This is a genomic window from Mucilaginibacter daejeonensis, from assembly GCF_020783335.1.
Taxonomy (GTDB): domain Bacteria; phylum Bacteroidota; class Bacteroidia; order Sphingobacteriales; family Sphingobacteriaceae; genus Mucilaginibacter; species Mucilaginibacter daejeonensis.
This window is the reverse complement of the sequence record NZ_CP086068.1, coordinates 1,756,080-1,779,363: the sequence shown is the minus strand read 5'-3', so window position 1 is coordinate 1,779,363 and position 23,284 is coordinate 1,756,080. Positions and strand designations below refer to the sequence as shown.

Here is a 23,284-nt window from a genome sequence, read left to right as displayed (position 1 = left end):
GCGTTTTAGTACTAATACTTTTTTAGCCAAACACCTATAATTTTCATATTTATTTTTGCTTTAGCTTAACTTTAAAATACATTTAAAATGTAAACCTCAATTCATTCACTGTACCTATCGTTATGCAAAACCTGCACAAGAACGTATTTAAGGAGATCACTCCCTTAACACCTTTTGACTGTTTCACCATTTTTTCGAGGGTCAAAAAAGAGTTCAATTTTCCGCTTCATTATCATGACGAATACGAACTGAACCTGATACTAAATGCTAAAGGTGCCAAGCGTATAGTAGGTGATCATATAGATGTGATCGATGACCTGGAATTGGTTTTGATCGGTCCTAACACTCCCCATGCCTGGTTCACCCATCAATGTACTACCGAGATCACCGAAGTGACCATACAGTGGCACAAAGATCTTTTTGATGAAAAGTTCTTGAGCCGCAACCAGTTAAGCTTCATCAAAAAGATGTTCGATATGAGCGCACGCGGTGTGTCTTTTCCGCAAGGCACCATAGAGGCGGTAAGGGAAAGGATCCTGGCCTTGAGTCAGCGAAGCGGTTTCGACTCAGTGATGGACCTGATCAGCCTTCTGCACGATCTTTCTACCTCGCGCAAGATATTCTCCTTATCTGACACCTCGTTCTTGAACAATAAGAACTTCAGTTACAACAGCCGCCGGTTAGAGAAGGCCTTTGAATTCATGAACGTTAATTATCACAATCAGATATCCCTTAATGATGTGGCCAAACTGGTGAACATGACCGACGAATCTTTTAGCCGTTTCATCAAAAAACGAACCGGCAATACGTTTATTAATAGTCTTAACGAGATCAGGTTGGGTCATGCCTCGCGGATGCTGATCGATACCACCCATTCGGTGACCGAGATATCTTACCAGTGCGGCTTCAATAACATGTCGAACTTTAACCGTTTGTTCAAGAAGAAAAAGAGTTGTACCCCTAAAGAGTTCCGCGAGAATTTCTCAGGTGTGAGAGTTTTCGTTTAATCTACAATTGTATATCGAACTTATGGAACCCCGGTTGAAGTTGTAAGATATATTTACCACCTACCGGTTTACTCAAGTTTACCTCGTCGGAGGCTGATCTCGCCTTGATCACTGATGCTTTTAAGGATAGCGTGGCAATACTGTTAGCCGGAATGGTCACCTCATAGCTAACCTTTTGCCCCTTGCGTTGCCATGATGAAATGATGTCACCGTACGGACCGGTATGCGTTGCACTAAAACGCTCCAGGCCGCTAACAAAATTTGGCTTTAAGATCACGTTCTTGAAGCCTGGCGAACCGGGATCCGGGAACATCCCACCTAACGCTTTGTAATACCATGCACTTATTTCGCCGAACATGATGTGGTTTAGCGAGATATCAGAGCTACCTTCGATCTTCCAGTTCTCGTAAAGTGTGGTCGCGCCGTTCTTGATCCACCAGCCCCATGAAGGATATGACTCATTGGAGGCCAGTTTATAAGCCAGATCAGCATAACCGTTCTCGCTCAAAGCATTCAATATAGTTTTCGACCCCAACAAGCCGACGTCCAATCCGCCGTCAGCCTCTACCCTTGAGGCAAGATTTTTGGCCACTTTGGCTCGTTCAGTATCGGGCACCAATCGCCAGTAAAGTGGCGCGCTTAATTCCGTTTGGTAGCCAGAGCAATAAATGCCCTTTTGCTGATCATAGAATTTGGCATTGATCGCATCTTTTATCTTCATTGCCAATGCGTGATAGGTCTGTGCATCAGCTTGTTTGCCTAAAGCTTTTGCTGCCTGAGCCAGTATGTTGGCATCGATGAAGTAATATATCGATGAAGTTAACTCCTTATTCGATCGCGACTTGATCGGTATCCAATCGCCCAGCCCCCAGTCGGTCAAGCCCGAAGGGCTAACGCTGGTAATGTGGTCAACATAACGTTTAATGTTGTCGTAGTTCTGCTCTAACGGTCGTGTATCGCCGTAGAACAGGTACAGGTTCCAGGGAATGATCGCAATGGTGCTCGTCCAGTCAGGGCCATTGGCCCAATCATACCCCCACATGGCAGTGGGTATGATAGCCGGCAGCACACCGTTGGGCTGCTGCTCATCACGATGGTCGGCCATCCATTTTTCATACACGGTCTTCCCGTCAAAGTTGTAGAGCCCGGTCTCCACAGCGATGTGCGCATCGCCGGTCCAGCCGTTCTTTTCCCGTTGCGGGCAATCTGTTGGATAACCAAATAGATTCGACAGATATGAATTATTGGTAGCCTGCCAGATCTTATTCAGTAATGTGCTTGACGAACTGATGTTGCCTACCGCAGGCACATCACTGTGCATAAAGTAGGCCTTCAGGTTTTGAGCGCTCAGGTTGACAGGCTCGCTGGCTACCACCTCCACGTATTGGAAGCCCTTGTAGTTAAATTTTGCTCTGAAACTATCTTCTTTTTTTCCCGACAGGATCAAAATATCTTCCTGGAACGGGTCTTGGTCATTTGTTGGGCGATAGTGGTAGTCGATGTTGGAGCGATCCACATGACCGTCCTTCTTCAATCGTTCGCCATGGATCAACCTTAGCTTGGCACCTGCATTACCTCTTACGGTGATCTCGCTCACGCCGGCTATATTCTGTCCAAGATCGAACACATGACAAAGCGGAGAGAGCCTCTTCACGCTTACAGGTCTCAACTCTTTAACATCGCGAATGGGATACATCTGTTGCGAAACGATGTGTTGCGAAGGAGCTGATGTGTAGATGGCATTTTTCCAGGTGGTATCAATAAAAATTGGAGTATCCCAACCGGCTTGCTCTAAACGTGCATCGTAGTGCTCCGCCGTGTAAATACTGTTGAATGTTATCGGGCCATGTGAGGTGCGCCAGGAATTATCGGTGCTAATAACTTCCGTGGTACCATCCTGATATGTGATACGTATATCCATACAGAACTTTGGCCGTGCGCGCCAAGGTGCCTTGTCAAAGAACCAAACCGCGGTCGAGACATGGTTGAACCAACCGTTACCCAAGGTGACGCCTATGGCATTGTTGCCGGTGGTCAGCATCGAGGTGATGTCATGCGTCACATACAGGTTACGCCTGTCAAAACAGGTGAACATGGGGTCGAGCCGATGATCACCGACTTTTTTACCGTTGATCTGTAATTCATATAAACCAGCAGCGGCGATGTAAGCTCGCGCACTCTTGATCGCACCTTTGGCCTTGAACGCTTTACGAAAGTACCCTGCAGGCTTTTCATTCACGTCGATACCATCAGTGATCCAGCCCCCCTGCCAGTCGGACTTATTAAGCATGGCCGTTTCAAAGCCAGCCACATCTGATGTAGCGGTTTTACCGTTGTTGTCAATTATGGTGACACGCCAGTAGTAATGCGTGAATGAACTTAACTTACCAGCTGGCAAAGCCACCAGCATATCATCAGAGGCCACCTTACCCGACCGCCAAATGATGCCGTCATTCTTGGCAAGTTTGACCGGGTCGGTCCCCAGCTCGATACTGTACGATACTTGGCGACCGCCCTGCGTACAACCGGCGAGGTTCCAGGTAAGACGAGGCTCTTGTGTGTCGATCCCGAGCGGATCGGTCAGATATTCGCACTTTAAATGAGTAGGCCTGCATTGTGCATAAGCAGTTGCATTTATACCTAAAGCCAGCATGATCAGCAGTGCGATCGTCCAGTTACACTTCATCACTTTATCGTATACTTCATATTAGCGGTCACGGTCTTCCAGTCATCGGTGCGGAAAGGCACCAGTGGAAAACCGGCCTTATTGTACAAGTTGGCATCACCGGCATCATCGGCCCAGGCATAACGTACCGCTACCGGTACGCTCACATTTGGGTTCTCCAGTATCACCTTGTTTCCATCAAGGGTCGCTTTGGCGTAATAGAAACGCTCATTGGCTCCGGCTAACTCGAAGCCTTTAATATAGCCATATTTATCTTTTACCCATAAGCCATCCTCAGCATCAGAAAAGGTCAACATCGCTTTACCATTTTTGATCTGCATGCTTTTGTATGAAGGGCCTTGATATGGCAAAGCCATTCCATATGATCGCGCCAGCGATAAAGCGGCCGAACGTTTACCTACATCCTGTTTGTCCTTAGGATGTATGTCATTGGTCTCTCCCACATCTACCGTGACCACCAATCCGGTGTTCGGTAGCTTTGAGGCCATTGTTTGGGCCTCGCGCAATTCGGCCCATTGGCTACCGAGCCTACTGTCTCCGCCTGATGCTTTCCAGCTCGAGATCTGGATAATATAGAAGGGCATGTCAGGCTGTTTCCAACTCTTGCGCCAATCATTGATCAGCAATGGTAAGGCAGTGCGGTATTGCACCGCCCGCTGAGCATTATTCTCACCTTGATACCACAACACTCCTTTGACCGAATGATCGACCAATGGGCTGATCATTCCGTTGTACAGCAGGCTTGGAAAAACGTTCGGGTCTGCGTTATTATTTGTGGCCTGAGATAAAGAAGCCACTTGGAACTTCCATTGACCTGCAAGACCGATCGTATCCTCACCTACTAACAGCTGTATATCATCGGGTTTCCCGGTCACCCCACCGCCACCACCGTTATCTTGTACACGTATGGCAATGGTGTTGGCTCCTTCTTTTAAAAGCCCGGCAGTGATAGGGTACACACGCTGGGTGTTATATCCTTCCTTCATCCCTCCCACCTTGACACCGTTCAAATAACTTACATCTTCATCGTCGACCATCCCTAAATGAAGTTCGGCAAGTTTGCCTGCATTTTTTTTACTGATATTAAAGGTCCTCCGAAGCCAAACCGTTCCATCCAGTCCATCTACGGTACCTTCCCAAAAGGCAGGGACAGGCATCTCAGGCCATTTTGTATCGTCAAACTTCGGTTCCCGCCACTTGGATATCTCGGCAGTATCCTTTGGCAAGCCGCTTTGTAGTTTTTCTATCGTAGCTAATAATTGCTCCTTCCGCGCTTTGATGACCACATCAAGATCTGCTGCCGGTGGCAGCACGTTAGCCATTGACCGGAATATATCGCTGTTCTCCAATGCTGGCCTGCTGATCCAGGTCTCGATGTCGGTCCCTCCCCAGGTAGAATTGATCAAACCTATGGGTACTTTCAGTTGCTTGTAAAGCTCTTTTGCATAAAAGTAGCCAACGGCAGTAAATTCACCCACATTTTCCGGCGTGGCCGGTCGCCAACTTCCGCCTGTAAGGCCGTCTTGTGGCTGCTTGGATATGGTGTTGGGAACTTTGAATTGCCGGATCTGAGTATTGTTAGCCTCCAGTATCTCTCTGCTGGCGTTATTGGCCGAACGAACGGCGAATTCCATATTCGATTGTCCCGAACACAACCAAACCTCGCCCAATAACACATCACTTAACAACAGCTGATCTTTGCCTTTGATGGTCATCTGATACGGCCCGCCTTCAGGTTCGCTGTTCAATATCACCCGCCATTTGCCGTCCTTGTTCGCGATGGCGGTCCTGGTCTGCTTCTGAAATTTGACGGTCACTTTCTCGCCTCGATCAGCCCAGCCCCATATCGTGATAGGCTTATTGCGCTGTAACACCATGCCGTCGCCGAATAAAGGTGACAAACGTACATTCGCCTTAACGGCAACTGCGAGCAAGACCAAGGCAGTCAAAAACAAGGATCTTTTCATGAATGGGAACGGAGGACGGGTCAGTTACTTATCCAAAAGAAATATAATGATATTTTTAGTTTCACTTCTTATTTCACCAGGTATGGCTTAAGCACCGAAGCCCATATATCATAACCTTTTTGATTCATGTGCACACCATCCTCCACATAGATCTCTTTAATAGGCTGCCCCTCGCTGTCCATTGTGGCAGAGAAGACATCTACATAGGCGGTGTTTTTCTGCATAGCCAGAAATTCTTTGATCAGCGCGTTGGTCTCTTTTACTACAGGTATGGAACGCGCCCTGCCCGGACAACCTTTGATAGAAAGGTAGGCGATGGGTAGTTTAGGCTGATCTTTGCGGATAAGCTCATACACCTGCTTAAAGCGGCCGAACACCTCCTGAGCAGAAGCGCCAGAGGCAATATCATTATCGCCTGAATAAAGCACGATCTGTTTGAGCTTTTGGGGATATTTGGTTTGTTCAAAGTATTGTTTCGCATCCAGCAATTGTGAACCGCCAAAACCCCGATTAATGATCACACGGTCAGGGAACATCTGCTGAACGTTGTGCCAGTTAGTAAAGGACGAGCTGCCCACAAAGAGTATAGCATTTTGAGGTGGCGCCTGCAAACTGTCCTGCTTACGGAAGTTCTGGATGGTGTTCCAATAGTAAAATCTTTGCTCTTGTGCTACGGAGTCTTGTGAAGTAAAACCCAACAACAAAAGTACACTTGCCAGGAATAGAACTGCTTTGTTTATCGTTTTGATCATTGCATCTTAAATGAGCAAGGGCAGCCTGGCTGCCCTTGCAAGTACTTAATTTTCTTTTGGAACAACACGGAAGTTATCGAAGGACATATCAGCATCCAGCACCCCATTACCGTGATAGGATAATTTGAACTTATGCTTGTTCAACGACGCTTTTAAAGGTGTATTGATGATCTTATCAAGCTCAACGGTGTAAGTTTGCCATTGCCCTTTGGTATCAAATGGCTGCCTGCTTCTCCATAGATAAGTGTTCACCTCATGATAGTCGCCATCGATCATGATCTTGATCATGTTCGCATCGAATGGCTTTAAGGTGTTCACTTCAAACTTGAGAACGTATTTTGACGGGTCAGTTACCGCCTCGGCCGGCATGGTCACGTTGCCCTGGATCAGATCGATCACCGACCATGAGGGTATCTCCTTCTCGATCCGTACGTACTTACCATCGATCGGACCCGGCTTGGCACTACTCGTCACATAGTCACTGCCTGAGCCTGAGTTAAAATCAAAAATGACGTTCCTTTTGTCTTTGTAGGGATATGGTACGCTCTTCTCTCCGCCGGGCGTGATCACCTTCACAGTGGTGCCTGGAGCAGCGTTGTCAGGCACCTTTACATACAAGCTATCGTCGGTCACGCGGGTGATCGGAGCCTCCGTTGAGCCGAACAGTACCTTAGCTTTACCGGGAACCATATTGCTTTTCAGTTGTGAACCGATGATCACCATCGTGCTTCCTGTCGGAGCATATTCGTTAAGTATTTTGGTAAGGCTAAAAGCGTTTGACTGCGCGAACACTGATGCGCTAAGCGTTAGCATTATGCCCGATATCTTTAGTGTCTTTTTCATATCTAAATGATCACTTATGTACGATACGAATATTGTCCATTGAAAGATCGATCTGGAACGGCGTTGGACCATAAACGATCGCTCTGAACGTGTAGTCGTTGTTGGTACGGGCCGTGATGGTCGCTTTTTTCACGATATCCAGAAGTGGGATCGAATAGGTGATCCATTTACCACGGGTATCGAACGGCGATACTGTCGGATTCCACAAATAATAAGTACCGCTATCACCATAATCAGCCCACATACGAATACCCTGTTGGTTGAACGGCACCTGCGTATTGATCTCGAACTTGTACAGATATTGATCAGGGTTACTCACTGCATCAGCTGGGATCTTTCCCACGCCCCTGATGAATTCATCAGCGGCCCAGGTTCCGGTAGTTTTAGCTACGCGGACATACTTGCCGCTGATAGCGCCAGGGGTCGCGCTGTTAGTAATGAACCCAGTAGCTGTTCCGGTCTTGGTGTCAAAGTCAAATACCAGGTTGGTGTTATCCATGTACGGATACTTATAAGTTGCACTGTTGCCATTGTCGGCCACCACCTTAATAGCCGAATTTTGTTGGACACCAGCCGGCACGGTCACTTGCAAGGTATCAGGCGTTGCCTTGGTGATGGTAGCCTCGGTAGTACCAAAGAAAACTTTGCCTTTACCGCCCGTAAAGCCGTAAATACCGAAACTTGGACCAAGCAGCGTCATGGTGGTACCTGCAGGCGCGTACTCATTGTCAACACCTGTTATGGATATTGGCGGTATGTTGACCACAAAGTTAGTGGTGGCGTTACCCGATGGGGTATTGACAGTGATCTTATTGGTGATCTGATCTGAACTTGGCACGCTGGCCGGTACGCGTACTGTGATCTCGTCAGCCGTTGCATAAAAATCGGCCGAGGTGACCTTAATGTTATTGAACATCACTTCGGTGACACCACACAGGTTCGAACCCTGTATGGTCACGAACTGACGCAGGTCTCCGGAGGACAGTGTAACGGAACGATCGGTAGACTTTACCACTTTGGTGATGACCGGAGTACCGCTACAATCGTTATCGCTGCTTTGATCTTTTTTACAGCTTGTAAGATGGAGCGCGGCCATTACCGCACTCAGCATGATGATATGATGTTTGAATTTAAACGTTCTCATAATACATAATTGATCATTGGTTATGATATAGGATCAGCTTACCAGCCAGGGTTATTACCATCAATGTTCTTGTTACCATTGATCTCGTCAATCGGCAGTGGGAACAGCAAATGCCTGTTTTGACGGCTCTTAACGATTCCATTGGCATCAACGGCACCAATGGCATTCATCACTTGCAGGTATATGCCCCATCTTCTTAGGTCCCAGGCGCGGCTGCCCTCTGCTGCCAGCTCACGGCGACGTTCTTCAACGATGAATGAGCGTAACGATTGCTGGTTAAAATCAGCAACGGAAACCGGTGTGGCATTACTGCGGGTACGCAATTGGTTGACAACATTCACCGCATCGGCGGTAGGTCCGTTCACCTCATTGTCTGCCTCAGCATAGATCAGTAACGTTTCCGCATAACGCAACCATGGGTAAGCGGCATCGGTACGGAAAACGGTTCGATCCGCCACATCATAGTATTTGGTCACTAAAGCGATATGGCTATCATCGTCAGAGTAGGCATAAGTAGGATCATAACCTACCGCAGGGTCGGTGCTGCCTACCTCTTTGCTTGGATACCATTGCTTATCGCCACGGTAATTCAACCATTTATGCACCACGCCTTGGCGAATACGTGCGTCCTTCGTTTCAAATAAGTTATACCAGTGATCTGACAAGCCGTAAAAACCACCGCCACTTTGTACGCGTGCACCATTGGCACCTTCGATACCTGAATAGTGATAGGTCAAAAAGTTACCGAAATCCTCGTTATTGCTCCGGCCGTACATCATCCACAAATGCTCTTTGCCACCGCGGTTACCTTTTTGCCAGATCTGCTCCCAGGTCGAGAACAGGCCGGTGTTGCCATCAGCACCATCGATCACTTCTTTAGCTTTGTTACGAGCCAATGTGAAGTAGTCGCGGGCGTTGAAAGTTTCGTGGCCGGCAACTACAGATTTGGTATAAGTGGTGGCCACCGGGTTAAGGCGTGCGCCACTTTTGCCTTGAGGGCCGCCATATACGGTGATCTGCGCTCCTGATAACGCCCCCGAAGCCATATTTAAGTACACTTTGGCCAACATGGTCTTAGCAGCTTCCTGGCTTACAGTACCAGCTTTATAAGCGGCGTTCTTGCGGCTGTATAACTGGGTCTCCGATAGCTTCAAACATTCTATGATGAATGCATAGACGTTAGCTACCGAAGCTCGCGGCTGATCTGGGTCTTCTCCGTCAGTTACCGAGAACTTGTACAACGGCACCGGGCCAAATGCCCTTACTAAGGTAAAGTAAGCCCAGGCACGGTAAAAGTTCAGTTCACCTAAAGCGTTATCCTTTGATGGCTGATCGATAGCCGTCATGGCGGTGATGCGGCTGATGGCATTGTTGGATCTTGATATCAGGTTGTAAAGATCGAACCAGTACGCACGTATATCGGTATTTTCCTGAAAGTTACCGGCACCGGTAGCTGCGAACGCCCAGTTTGGTCCGGTAGCATCATCACTATCCACATCATATACCCTGTTGAATATGGCGTAAGCAAAAAAGCCGCCGGTGGTAAACGAACTCTTTACCCCGTTCACCCATAACTGAGCCGCTTCTTTTGAGTCGCCTAACTGCTCGGGTGCGATGAACGAATATGGTTTTTCTTCTAATGCCTTTTTGCATGAACCGCACATCAATACGGCGCAAAAGGCGATCAAAGCTGTTTTGATATTTCTTCTTTTCATTTTCTAGGTTCTTGATCGGTTAAAAAGATGCTTTAACACCCAATGTAAAGGTGCGTGCATTAGGATAAGAGTTCATATCCACGCCCCGGCGCGAAGCGTCGCCGCCGAAAGAGTTCACATCTGGATCGAACCAGCTGTATTTGGTGATCGTAAGCACGTTGCTCACGGTGCCATATACATTGATATCGCCTAAATACTTTTTAGGAGTTTTAAAGGTGTAGCCTAAGTTTATGGTCTTCAACCTAACGAATGTTCCATCCTCAATGTACCTGTTCGAGAAAAGGTATTCCATGGTAGATGAGGCATCGGCACGTGGCCATGTTGCGGTAGCAGCAGTGGCTGGTGTCCAGCGGCCGTTAAATGCATCAACGGTAGAGTTACCGGTATTGCTTAGCCTTACTTTCAACAGGTTAGTGTTGATGATGTCGCCACCCATTACGCCATGCACAAAGAAGCTGAAATCGAAACGTTTGTAGTTGAAAGTATTGGTGATACCCCAGGTATAATCAGGGTTGGTGTTACCGATGATCACACGGTCGGTCGATTGGCTCAGTACGCTACGGTTGCCATCGGTATCTTTATACTTGATGGTGCCCAATTTTTGAATAAGCTGCGTATCATCTAACCCGGCCCAACGCGGATCAGCACGAACCTCGGCTATATTGTCATAGAAGCCATCCTCGATCAAACCATAGATAGCGCCGATCGGCTGCCCGTTACGCTGGATAAGCACCTGATCAACACCGTGATACAATCGCTGAGCGAACTGATCAGCAGGCAGGTCCATTATTTTGTTGCGGTTGAAGGCGATGTTAGCATTAACTCCCCACTTAAAGGCAGCTTTTTGAAGAATAGCACCTTGTACACTCACCTCCAGACCACGGTTCTCTACAGTTCCAAAATTGGTAAGCTTGGTACGATAGCCTGTACTTGGGGCCACGTTAATGCTTTGAAGCAGATCTTTGGTCTTTTTGTAGTAAACATCTACCGTTACGTTCAAGCGGTTGTTCAGGAAACCCATGTCCAAACCGGCGTCAGCCTGGGTGGTGGTCTCCCATTTCAGATCAGGATCCACTATGCCGCGGCCATCATCTAAACGATAACCCGAGCCGATATTGCCATCCTTATCCACGATAGCATTTGCCGATATAACACGGTTCAAGGTCCCATATGGGCCTATACCCTGGTTACCGGTACCACCGATGCTGGTACGCAGCTTCAAGTTCGAGAAAGCGCCCAGGTTACGGATGAAATCTTCTTCGCTGGCTGTCCAGGCAAAGGCCAAACCACCGAAGTTAGCGTACTTGTTGGTCTCGGTGAACTTGCTTGAACCATCGCGCCTAAAGTTTGCGGTCACGAGGTATTTACCTTTATAGCTGTAGTTGATACGCGCCAACACCGACATCAGTGAATTGTCTTCACGGTAGTTGTAAAAAGGAGCTTGTGTCAAACCTGCAGCAAGGTTCCAGTACCCGGTCAGGTCATTAGGGAAGTTGCTGGCGCGTTGCTCATTCCAATAGGCCTGGCCTTTTTCGTATGTGAACGCAGCCACTGCACTTACGGTGTGTACCTTATTGAACGTCTTCCTGAAGTTCAATAACGACTCGAGGGTCAACTGCGCGTAGCTGTTGTTGGCTTCCGAAGCTTGCCCACCAGGTATACGGCCTTCAGGTATGCTACGTTTGTAATACGTTTGACGCATGTTGGTATTGTAGTTGTAACCGATACGCTGCCTGAAGTTAAGCCAAGGCGTAAAGTTCAACTGTGCATAGCCAGTAGTGTAAACACGTACCGATTTAGTACGGTCGTCGGAGTTGTTGATCGACAATATAGGGTTACTCAAACCTGCGGCATTTACGTACTGTTGCCTGGCATCAGCATAAGGATCATCCAAAGGCCATGTTGGCGGGAAGAACAAAGCCGAGCTGATCAAGCTTGGTTGAGCACCCGAAGTATTCGTTTTACCTAATACATAGTTGGTATAGGTGACGTTGCTGTTGGTACCGATCTGGAAGAAGCGGCTCACGTTGCGATTGATGTTCAATTGCAGACCGTAACGTTTGAACCCGGTGCGTTTAATGATACCTTCCTGATCAAGGTAATTTCCCGAGATCAAGTGACTACCCTTATCGCTACCACCGGCAACTTGCAAGGTGTAATCCTTGGTCATGGCAGTGCGAAAGATCTGGTCTTGCCAGTTCACGCCTTTGAATCCTTCAGGATAAACAGTGCCTGCCGGTAATCCGTTGATATAATCTTCAGGCTTAGGACGGTAAACGTTGTTTTGTAAGGTCACGGCATCGCGTCCGTAGTTACCGGGGAATGGTAACGACAACTGTGAACCGTAATAAGTGGTCAGATTCTGCGCGGCCTCATTCTGCAACACGGCATACTCGTAAGCACCCAGCATATCCACTTTTTTAGATACCGTAGCCCAACTGGTGTTGGCGATCAGGGTCACTTTGTCTTTACCTGCCTTGCCTTTTTTGGTAGTGATCAATACCACGCCGTTAGCACCCCTTGAACCGTATATAGCAGTAGCTGATGCGTCTTTTAAGATCTCGATGCTTTCCACATCCTGCGGGTTAAGAAAGGATAAACCATTGATGGTTTGAAAGTTATCTTCCGCACCACCCGGTGTAGGAGCAGATACCACTGGTATATCATCGATAACGTACAATGGCTCGCTACCGGTGAATGAGTTAGCACCACGAATGGTCAAGCTGATGCCTGCACCGGGTGCACCGTCATTACGGTTAACCTGAACACCAGCTACCATACCTTGTAAGCCCTGGTTAACGCTCACAGGCACGTTACGGGTAAGGTCATCGCCTTTAACTGATGCCACCGAGCCGGTAACGTCACGCCTGGCCACGCTGCCGTAGCCGATAACCACTACCTCGTCAAGTTTGCTGTTCACCGCAGCCAGTTGCACGTTCAGTGTAGTGGTGTTACCTACCGGTTTTTCAACGGGTGAATAACCCAAGTAAGTGAATATCAATGTAGCATCCTTGCCGGGTACCTTGATGGTGTAACGGCCGCGTACATCAGTTTGTGCCGCTGCCTGGCCGTTCTTGAGCTTTATGCTCACTCCTACCAAGGCCTCGCCACGGTCGTCAGTAACTACACCTGATACGGTGCCCGGTGCAGCATTTTGTGCAAGTGTGATGGTTGGCTGCCCTATGCTTATAAATAAGGTCAGCAAAAATAAAAGCAATGATCGCCACAAATTTACTTGATGGCCTTTTGTCTTAAGCCCGTCCCTTTGCCGCAGTTTAATGCGTACAGAGACAAGCCGTTCATATTTTTGGTCTGAATGGTTCATAATCGATCGTTTGGTCAGTTAAGATCTGTACGGTTCAAATGCTGCAAATAACGAGATCACTTTGATCAATGGGAGATGTATCGTGCAGCGGAGGTGGAGGAGAAAAAGTAAAATTTCCTTTTTTCATAATTTATAATTGGTTAAAGCCACTGGCTCGAGCCCAGTGTGTGTGTTCTTGCAAAAAAGCCCGTTACGTGATGTGCTGATGTTGGTGTTACAGCCCCGATATACAGGCAGGTTTATAATCACTAAAATTCACGGTTTTATGAACGTATTTCTAATACTTTTTTAGCCAAGTATCGACAAAAGTGCATAACAAGCCATAATAGAGTACTTTATCTAGACGAAATTATCGCTCACTTATAAAGTTAAGGGCTGTGTTTTAAGCACTGTTAGTAGTCTGCTAGTACCTCAGGTTTTAAGGTATCGAATGGAATGATACTTTTTTATCCTATCCTTATGTCGGCTTAGTCGCTCATTTAGCGATCGGTCTCAACCTGCTGCAAATAGTTGCTACTATCTGTTGGTCGGCCCATGAAAAAGCCACCAACATTATTCGGTGGCTTGCAGTATGCGTGATATGATCACTTACTCTTCATGGCATCGCTAAAGAACTTGCCTTGCTTCGTTGGTTCGTAATTCCAGTTTTGTATCATTTGAGGGATCCAGTCAGGGTCGAATACCCAGACTACCCACGATATACCCTTTTTCTTGAAGTACTTTACTATCGATGGACCATAAACGCCATCATCTTTCAGATTGATGTCTTCGTCGCCCGGCATGAAGCCTATCTCGGTGGCAACAACCGGGTATTTATCGGCTACAAAACCAAAATCGAGTTCCCATTTATCCTCGCGCGGTACCGCACGCTTACCCGGATAAGGATGTGTAACGTACCCTATACCTCGGCGGGCGATGGGATTTTCACGCACAGGCGTAAGGTCATAAGCCCAATTAAATCCGGCCACTAACGGAACAACGTTCTTATTGTATACATAGATCAGATCGATCATTTGCTCCATCATCGTTTTCCAGCCATCCCAACTGGCGGTACCGTACTGGCCATCGTAGGTGGTGGGTTCGTTAAATAGTTCGTAAAAGGCTACCGTAGGTACGTCCTTGTAATGCTCGGCAATGTTACGCCAAAAATTGAAGGTCTCACTTTTGGTGGTCTTGTGCATGTCTTGCGACAGGATCTCCATTTGCAGGTTGCCTATAGCATGCCAGTCGATCAGCACATATATACCCAGTTCCGAGCACCAGTTGACCGCTTCATCCAACAATTTGATATAAGCTTCCACGCCACGTTGATGATAGGCTACCGGATGAACAGGGATACGGATGAGGTTAGCACCCCAGCTTTTGATCACTTCGAAATGTTTTTTGTTCCAATGCCCTTCCTTCACCAATTTATCAGGATCAGAAATAGAGAGACCTTTGAAGACCACTACTTTGCCCTTGTCATCAATAAAAGAGTTCTCTTTTACCTTGATGAACGACATTTTGGTAGCGCTCACAGGAAGCTTATAAGGCTGAATGGATTCGATGTGCCACCAGTCCTTTTTGACAGCATTACTTTGCAATCCAGGCTGAGCCACTGCCGACCCTAATTTGAGGGCGCAGGCCACAACGACAATGAATTTTGAATAGAAACCTCTCATAAGTTTTGTATTGGTACCACAAAACAATACAAAACGACGGATAAACAGGTGTCTATTTTTGCCTGATGCTGATATTAATTTAGCTATCAGTGTGAGTGGTCAGTGTTGGTCAAGGTACTTAGCCACCTCCTGATCATCATAGTAGCGGGCCTTTACGCCGTTAGAAGGCACTTTGGTGCCTGATGCCCACACCAATCCATTGATCAATACTTTTCTGAAGTTATCATCCTTCCAATTGGAGTAAAAGTGACCTATCGTAGCACTGAATGCACGACCGCCATCCCTGCGTTGGTAAGCCCAGGCCACCACGTCTCCAAGCGGAGTTCTTCCTCCCAATGAGTCAACCTGTAGTATAGGAATAATGCGCTTTCCATTATCCTGGAAACGCATGTTGTAATAAACCTCTTCTTTAAGCTTGAACGGCCGCACACCATTGCTGATCGGGTGCTTTAGGCTGGGCAGGGTGATGTCTGCGTTCAGCATTCGCAGTGACGAATAAGTGCGCTTATCTCCGTTGGCGTCTTGCCAGTCATAATATCCACCCGCCCATTCCAAAAACTTTTGCCCCCACTGATGCGTGGTGAACAACGAGAAGTGCAGCAAAGCGATACCACACCCACGATCGACCTGCCGCTGGATGACAGCCATGCGCTGATCGGTCATGAACGGCGCACTTTTAAAGTTGATACCGTCGATACCATCGGTGACAAAGAGAATAAGATCAGCGTGGTCAAGCAAACTGTCGGCCGGTGGCCAGCCGTTGAGGTAGTAGCTTGTGTGTATATTTCGGAGACCAGAATGATCAAGCATCACTTTGATCAGCCGCACGGTACGCTCGTATTCATGTTCCCCTGGGTCATGGCTTTTGGTCCCTGCGATCAGTATGATCTCTTTTGAATTAGCTTTACCTGCTCCATCATTGAACGGCAAGGCGCAAACGTTTTGTGAAACCCAAAGCATCAGGACGAATATCATTATTAAAGGTGCGGATCTTGGAGGCCTCATCATGGTCAATATCAAATACTAATTACGCGGTCGATCGGTGTTTATACTGATGGTATGCTATCTTTTAATGATACTGATCTGTCGGTCGACCTGCACATCTAGATATTTCGGCGAACGATCTCTTCTATGTAATATACAAAAACGCCACATTACCGATCAAAGCAATGTGGCGTTAAATAATTTATATATCTCCCGACTACTACAAGTTCGGGTTGGTGTTGTACTCGTTAACCGGTATCGGAAATAAGTAGTAAGGACTGTTAGGCACCAAATTGCTATTATCCGGGAACTTGAGCACATAATGTCCCTTGATCACCACATCGGCCGAACCTACACGAACGGTCTCTACCGACTCCTTACGTACGGGTGCACGCTGCGTGCGTAAAAGATCATAAAGCCTGAAACCTTCGCCCCAAAGTTCACGGCGACGCTCGGTCAGTATCTCATCTATGAGTTGGGTCTGGGTATAACTGGCGGCTGCCACAGCAGGCAGGTTACGCTTAACGCGCAACTCGTTCAAAGCGGATACCGCTCCTGCCAGATCACTTTGACGGGCTTTGGCCTCTGCCTCGATCAACGCCATTTCAGATGAACGCATGAGTACGATATGACCCGACTGATCCGCTTTATTAATGAACTTTTTGTACCTGATCCATCGATACAGCGGGTCGGTCGAGGTGGTCACCACATCGAACAGCGTTTTGCGGATATCACCATCGGCGAACAACTGCCTGAAATAAGGATCAGGCATGATGCTGCGATATCCTGCGGCAGGTGTCACATCTATATAGGCGAAGTATGACGCACCACCCAGGTTTTGATCGGCCTGCTGCGGATGCCCCCATATCCATTCCACGTTGCTTACGTCATTGAACCCTTGGGTGTACTGAGCAGCTTCCATGATGCTGTACCCCGAACGGGCCTCGCGTGCCTTAGTGGCTGCCAATGACCAATTCTCTTGAGTAAGGTAGGCTCTTGCCAATAGACCTTTCACCACATTCACATCCGGTCGGTTCTTAACTTTACGAGTGAAGCCTGCCAGCAAGGTCTCGGCTTGCGTAAGGTCGCCGATCACCTGGTCGTATACCTCTTGCACGGTAGCCCGGGCTTTAGGTGCCGATGTTGGGTCGGTAGGTTTGGTGTACACCGGTACCGCTTTGGCATTTCTATCCTTAGCGTAAGTAAATTGATACTGCCTCACCAAATTGAGGTAAACAAATCCTCTTAAGACATAGGCCTGCCCTTTCAGGTAACGGCGCTCGGCCTCAGTGCCGCTTGCCGCATCTACATTGGCCAATATATTATTGCAGTTATCGATCACTTTATATTGGAAGCTCCAGAAGAATAAAGCCCGACGGGTGGTGTTATCGAACGGGTCGCGGTAAGGGTACGAGTCGCGAAAACCATACACGCCGTCACGGGCTATGGCATCCTCTCCCATTACCTCGTGGGTCAGGGTGATGGCCGACAAGCCAGGGTTATCTTGCGAGGTGCTGGTCTCCATTAAATAGCGGAGCGTACCATTGATAAGCGCATCGATGTTCTTGGTAGATGAATAGGTCTCGCTGCCGGTCAGGTCGCCGGAGGGTGAGGTCTCAAAAAAGTCATCGCTGCAAGCCGACAAGGTCAATACGGCGACAACAAAAAATGCTTTGATGGTATATTTTAAGTTCATGATGTTAGTATTTAAAAAGATAGGTCCAAACCAAAAGTGTAGGTCTTTTGAGCAGGGTAACGATAGAAGGTCACACCATCTACTGCCTGCTCAGGATCCATCCCTTTATGGCCGTAAACAGTGAGCAGGTTCTCGCCCCGTGCATAAACCCTTACATTTTTAAGGCCGACGCGGCTGGTCCATTGATCAGGGAGGCTATAGGTCAAACTCACGTTCTTTAAGCGCGCATAGCTGGCATCATGCAAAAAGCGTGTAGAAATACTGTTCCAGTTGGTGGTAACGGTGGTCAGGCGGGGCACATCAGTATTCCGGTTATCCGGCGTCCAGCGGTTCAGTATCTCTTTGCTCCAGGTGCGGCCGGTGTTCTCACCGGTATGCAGGATCATCACTTCGTCGAGGTCCAATATCTTACCGCCGATATTATAGGCCACTAGTGCGTACAACTCGAATCGCTTGTACCTTAAACTGGTGTTAAAGCCACCATACAATTTAGGTAGTGCACTACCTGAAAAATACTGATCTGCCTCAGCATAAACGCTGGTAGTGGTGCGGCCGGTCACGGTACGGTTACCAGCAGCATCGGTGGTGTAAGTGTTCTTGTACCAAAGCGGTTTACCGTTAGATGGGTCAACACCGGCCCATTCGCGGATATAGAAATCATATACTGAACTTCCCACGGTCAGCTTTTTGGTGGAACCTAACTGACCGATCGAACCTGCAATGATCTCTTTTTGCGGCAGTCGGGTGATCTTGTTGTTGTAATGACCAAAGTTGAAACCGACCGTCCACTTCAGATCTTTATTGACCACAGGCACCAGGTTGATCTGGCCTTCGAAACCGTTATTACGTAACGACCCGATATTATCATCGATAGCGGTATAACCTAATGACGGCGCCAACGGACGGCTGAACAGCAGGTCTTTGGATCTGCGCTGATATACCTCGAAGGTACCGCTGATACGGTTATCTAAGATGGCAAAGTCCACGCCTGCATTAAAGTTCAGGTTGGTCTCCCATTTGAGGCCCGGCGTGGGTAGCCTTGAAGTCACCAGTCCAGCCTGACCTAAGCTATTGTAGATCGAGTAAAGGTCCTGGTAAGCGTAGTAACTACCGAGGTTGTCGTTACCCTGAGCACCATAACTGCTACGTACGGTAAAAGCATTCAGCCATGAGGTATTCTTTAAAAAGTCTTCCGCCTTGGCGTTCCATGATGCACCTACCGACCAAAAGTTACCCCACCGCGAACTTGGGCTGAACCTTGACGAACCATCGCGACGGAAGCTGGCAGATAAGTAATAACGCTGATCGAAGTTGTAATCGAGTTTTCCTAAAAAGCTGGATAGTTTATACTGATCAGAGTTACCGGTAAAGCTATTAAGCAATGATGCTGCAGCAGGCTCTTGCTTATCGCCAAAGCCAAAATTGCTGCGGCTGCCCGACAGACCTGATATGTTCAAAATGTACACCTCCTGCCCTGCCAACACATTGAAATGATGCGCATTGGCCACATTGAAGGTATAGTCTAGTAAGTTGTTGATGGTATATCCAACAGTGCGTGATGCGCTCTTGCTGACCGAACCGCCGCCAGTGATACCTGATCCAAAGAAAGGGTTGGTGTAAGATAAAGCACTGCGGTTGTTATAATCAGTATTGACACTGCTTTTGAGCTTCAGACCATCAATGATATTGAACTGCAGGTTACCGCGAAAGGTCAGAGCGTCCTGCTTGTTGTTGTACCTATTCAGTTCAGCGATGCCCAGCAAATTATTGCCTGTGGCCGCAGCACTTGGGCGGTAGTTACCAAAATCATAGATGCGGTTGCCGCTTGCGTCAAGCTTGTAGCTTCCGTCGGCATTTCGTTCGTATACAGGATAAATATCGGCCACGAGCCTGCCAAAGTTGGCAAAGTTACCTTGGCTGCTGTCGGTTTGCGGAGGCGAATCCTGAGAGGTGGTAGATGCAGCAACGTTAACACCTGCCTCGAACCATTTATTGACCTTGGTACTGTAATTGACACGGGTATTGAAACGGCTGAAGTGCGAGCCCACGATAAAACCCTTATCGTCCAGATATCCGCCCGAAACAAAGTATTTAGAATCGGCGCTGCCACCACTTATACCCAGATCCACCTGGCGGCGTATGCCTGTGTGGCTTAAAGACTTGCTCCAGTCGTCGTCCCAAAGCGGCGTAGCGCCTGCCACAAGTTTACCATCAAGCCCCACCGGATTGGGATATGCTGAACCATAAGGGTTGATCTTCAAGTTACTGACCAACTCAGTACTGGCAAATTGAGCGGCTTGCTGAGCGGTCTTCCCTTGGTCAAGCTGAGTGTTACGTAAGGCCTCCCACTGTAATTGGAAGTAATCGTTAGTGCTCACAAATTCATAATCTTTCACCGCACGTGACGAATAGCCGGTGTTGGCGCTGAAAGTAACGGTCGGCTTGGCGTTGAACTTACCGCGCTTGGTGGTGATAATGATCACGCCATTGGCACCCCTTGAGCCGTACAGAGCACTTGCCGATGCATCTTTCAACACTGAGATAGATTCTACATCGGCGGTGTTGATCGAGTTGATATTACCTGAGAATGGCACACCATCTACTACGTAAAGCGGATCGCTTGACGCATTCACGGAGCCGATACCACGTAAGCGTATAGTAGCTTCGCTGCCTGGCTGGCCACCTGACGCTACCGACTGTACACCGGGTACCACCCCTTGAAGCGTACGGCTGATGTTGGATACCTGGCGCTTCTCAAGGTCGGCAGCGTTCACTACTGATGCCGAACCGGTGTAGGTAGCTTTATTGGCTGTGCCGTAAGCCACCACCACCACTTCGTTCAAATTATTGTTGGAGGGCTTCAACTGCACGGCAAAGGTATTGCTGCTTGCCGGTACTTCTTTATTATCAAAACCTACGTAAGTAAAGACCAACACATCATTGTTTCCTTGAACCACGATACTGAACTTACCATCAGGGTCTGTCTGCGTATTCTTCTTTTGCCCTTTAACGTTGACGTTAACCCCAGGTAAAGGTTGGGAGGTACCCTCTTGAGTAACGGTACCGTTTATCTTTCGCTCCTGGGCAAGGGCATAGGACGCCCACCCCGTTAAGAACAGGAATAGTAAAAGTTTATATTTCATAAAATGTTAGGTGCTTATTGTCCTTGAGTTATGTGGTCAAGTTGTGTACTGAGTTGATCGATGGCTTTGGCGGCCACAGCGATCTGCTGGCGGGCTTCTTCCCAATTATTTTGCTCGATAGCTTCCCGGATGCCGGGTAAGGTCTTGACACCATAGCCGGTGTAAAAGCCGGGCGCGTAAATGCTGTGACGATACCACGGGCGCTTAGGTAATCCCTCGGCTACCAGCAAACCCTTTTCGGCCTGATAAACGGCCTGGTTGAATCGCTGCGCTACCTTTTGATCGGTCAATGCGGTGCCGCTAACAGCATTAAGTGCAGTTGCGGAACGTTTGAGCCGTGCCAGTGCCTGGTCAAAGGGTGACAGGTCCAATGTGGGAACTGCGGGTCTCACTTCCGGAGCCGTGTATCGTTCTTTAGGGTCGGCCGCCAGTTTGTAGCTATTGGTGCTGGCCAGAAGGGCGTCAGTAGTATAGCGTTCACGCAATTGGTCGGTCAGTTGCTTTACTTCGGTCTCATACTGAGTGATCACCTTAGTCAAACTGGTGAAGTCGAATGGCAGCACATCGGCGTTGGCCAGACGCAGTACTGCGCGGCCGGCCGTTTGTGCCAATGCTACACCGTATACAAAGCTGCTATCCTTAAAACGTACATAGTCGTCATATGAATCATAAATAGAATGGTAATCACCACCAGCATCCTCACCGCCATAACCGAGGTTGAGCGTAGGGATACCCAAATGCTGAAGGAACGCTGAATAATCAGATCCGGTGCCTAATGCCGACAGCGATAAAGTATCCTGCTTCAAAATGGCTTTTTGTGCCTTAGCCGATGACGCGCGTACGGCGTCATTAGCTCTTTTGCGTTCAAAAACACTTACACCCGTCTGCGGATCGGTCACGCTTTTAGCTATCTCGCTGGTGAAGACCTCCAAAGCATGAGAACCGCCTGCGCCTAAGAAGCCACGGCTATTGCCATCCGAATTGATGTAAGCCACTGCTTTCTTTCTCAGTTCCTCGGCGTGGTCCTCTACCCATTCGGTAGAACCCAATAGCGAAGGTTCCTCACCATCCCACACGCAGTACACTAACGTACGCTTAGGTTTGATACCGGCCTTTACCAATAAGCCGATCGATCGCGCTTCTTCTAATTCGGCCGCTAAACCGCTGATAGGATCATCGGCACCGTTCACCCAGGCATCGTGATGATTTCCCCTGATCACCCATTGATCAGGGTACTGGCTTCCCTTGATCTTGGCGATCACGTTATAAGCAGGCACGATATCCCAATTGTGATCGATCTTTAAATGCACTCTGGCCTTGCCTGGGCCAACATGATAAGTGATCGGCAACGCTCCGCGCCATTCGGCCGGTGCTACCGGGCCACCCAGTGCAGCTAATAATGGCTGAGCATCACCATAACTGATCGGTAACACGGGTATCTTCAAAATGGTCTGAGCGTCGCTTCTGTTCAGTCTTTTGGCTTTTGCTGTTGCGCCTACATCAGGTGTGAGTGGGTCGCCGGGATAGATCACCATGTCCATTACCGACCCGCGTTGAACGGTCTGATCATTCTTGAACGGTCCTTTAGGATAAACCTCACCCTGGTAAAAGCCATCATCTTTAGGATCTGAATAAATTATGCAACCGATCGCGCCGTGCTCATAAGCCACCTTTGGCTTAATACCCCTCCACGAGCGGCCATATTTAGCGATCACGATCTTACCTTTTACATCAATGCCCAATTTGGCCAGTTGAGTATAGTCGTCAGGCAAGCCGTAATTGACAAATACAAGATCGCCGGTCACATCGCCATCGGCTCCCCACGCATTGTAAGTGGGCAGCTGTCCATCCTGACCTGATGTAGCATCCTCGGCAAAGGCAGGCTCTTTCAGCTTAGCGGTATACTTTGTAGGATATATGAGTTCGAGTGAACGCGTCTTGGGTGTAGGGAATAGCACCTGATACGTCTCGATCTGTGCATCCCAACCATACTGTTTGAATTTTTGGAGTACTGCCTGGGCAACCGCCTTGCCACCGGGCGAACCTAAGTGATGTGGACGAGCAGCCAGCTCTTTAATGTGCTGACCAATGCGAACGTTGCTTAGCTCTTTATCGAAAGCCTGTTCGGCCTGTGATTGCTTACCGGCAGATGATGCAGTAAAGCCTTTGATGGTCGCGTTCTGTGCGAAGGAGTTGTACTGACCGGCCAGGCACAAAATGGCCAGTATCTTTATTGTTTTCATAAAGAAAGTGAATGGTGGAAGAATTAAAGTTAAGATACTTAAGATCTGTGAAACACAGACCTATAAGGACATGAATATGATCAGCTACAACACCTTACAAATATCGCATGTGATCGCT

At 48.1% G+C, this 23,284-nt stretch carries 13 protein-coding genes; 1 reads left to right on the top strand and 12 read right to left on the bottom strand.

What is annotated here, in order from left to right; all coding sequences use genetic code 11:
- Positions 1-122 precede the first annotated feature (122 nt).
- On the top strand, positions 123-1,007 hold the full coding sequence (locus LLH06_RS07595) for an AraC family transcriptional regulator (protein ID WP_228172671.1): 885 nt from the start codon (positions 123-125) through the stop codon (positions 1,005-1,007).
- A 1-nt stretch (position 1,008) separates the two neighbouring features.
- Here the strand turns inward: LLH06_RS07595 and LLH06_RS07590 are convergent, their stop codons facing one another.
- From LLH06_RS07590 to LLH06_RS07535, 12 genes are all read right to left on the bottom strand, one after another.
- Positions 1,009-3,693, bottom strand: a complete 2,685-nt coding sequence (locus LLH06_RS07590; RefSeq protein WP_228172670.1) for an alpha-L-rhamnosidase — start codon at positions 3,691-3,693, stop codon at positions 1,009-1,011.
- Positions 3,693-5,594: a sialate O-acetylesterase gene (locus LLH06_RS07585; RefSeq protein WP_228172669.1), complete on the bottom strand. Its 1,902-nt coding sequence runs from the start codon at positions 5,592-5,594 to the stop codon at positions 3,693-3,695. The genes LLH06_RS07590 and LLH06_RS07585 overlap by 1 nt, the downstream gene beginning before the upstream one ends.
- Before the next feature lie 134 nt (positions 5,595-5,728).
- Positions 5,729-6,412: a GDSL-type esterase/lipase family protein gene (locus tag LLH06_RS07580; protein ID WP_228172668.1), complete on the bottom strand. Its 684-nt coding sequence runs from the start codon at positions 6,410-6,412 to the stop codon at positions 5,729-5,731.
- A 45-nt stretch (positions 6,413-6,457) separates the two neighbouring features.
- A complete protein-coding gene (locus tag LLH06_RS07575) occupies positions 6,458-7,255 on the bottom strand; it encodes a glycan-binding surface protein (RefSeq protein WP_228172667.1) in 798 nt (265 codons plus the stop codon).
- Between the two features lie 10 nt (positions 7,256-7,265).
- Entirely contained in the window at positions 7,266-8,399 is a 1,134-nt protein-coding gene (locus LLH06_RS07570; protein ID WP_228172666.1) for a glycan-binding surface protein, read from the bottom strand.
- A gap of 38 nt (positions 8,400-8,437) precedes the next feature.
- Positions 8,438-10,114 carry a RagB/SusD family nutrient uptake outer membrane protein gene (locus tag LLH06_RS07565; protein WP_228172665.1) on the bottom strand — a complete coding sequence of 559 codons (1,677 nt, stop codon included), beginning with the start codon at positions 10,112-10,114 and terminating at the stop codon, positions 8,438-8,440.
- A 19-nt stretch (positions 10,115-10,133) separates the two neighbouring features.
- The gene (locus LLH06_RS07560; protein WP_228172664.1) at positions 10,134-13,319 is read right to left on the bottom strand and encodes a SusC/RagA family TonB-linked outer membrane protein; all 3,186 of its coding nucleotides are present in this window, start codon (positions 13,317-13,319) and stop codon (positions 10,134-10,136) included.
- 704 nt (positions 13,320-14,023) lie between these two features.
- On the bottom strand, positions 14,024-15,100 hold the full coding sequence (locus LLH06_RS07555) for a glycoside hydrolase family 5 protein (protein WP_228172663.1): 1,077 nt from the start codon (positions 15,098-15,100) through the stop codon (positions 14,024-14,026).
- Between the two features lie 99 nt (positions 15,101-15,199).
- Positions 15,200-16,060: a ThuA domain-containing protein gene (locus LLH06_RS07550; protein WP_228172662.1), complete on the bottom strand. Its 861-nt coding sequence runs from the start codon at positions 16,058-16,060 to the stop codon at positions 15,200-15,202.
- A 244-nt stretch (positions 16,061-16,304) separates the two neighbouring features.
- Positions 16,305-17,780, bottom strand: coding sequence for a RagB/SusD family nutrient uptake outer membrane protein (locus tag LLH06_RS07545; protein WP_228172661.1), 1,476 nt, complete (start codon positions 17,778-17,780; stop codon positions 16,305-16,307).
- Positions 17,781-17,791: 11 nt separating this feature from the next.
- Positions 17,792-20,923: a SusC/RagA family TonB-linked outer membrane protein gene (locus tag LLH06_RS07540; RefSeq protein ID WP_228172660.1), complete on the bottom strand. Its 3,132-nt coding sequence runs from the start codon at positions 20,921-20,923 to the stop codon at positions 17,792-17,794.
- Between the two features lie 14 nt (positions 20,924-20,937).
- Positions 20,938-23,166 carry a transferrin receptor-like dimerization domain-containing protein gene (locus LLH06_RS07535; protein ID WP_228172659.1) on the bottom strand — a complete coding sequence of 743 codons (2,229 nt, stop codon included), beginning with the start codon at positions 23,164-23,166 and terminating at the stop codon, positions 20,938-20,940.
- Between the last annotated feature and the right edge of the window lie 118 nt (positions 23,167-23,284).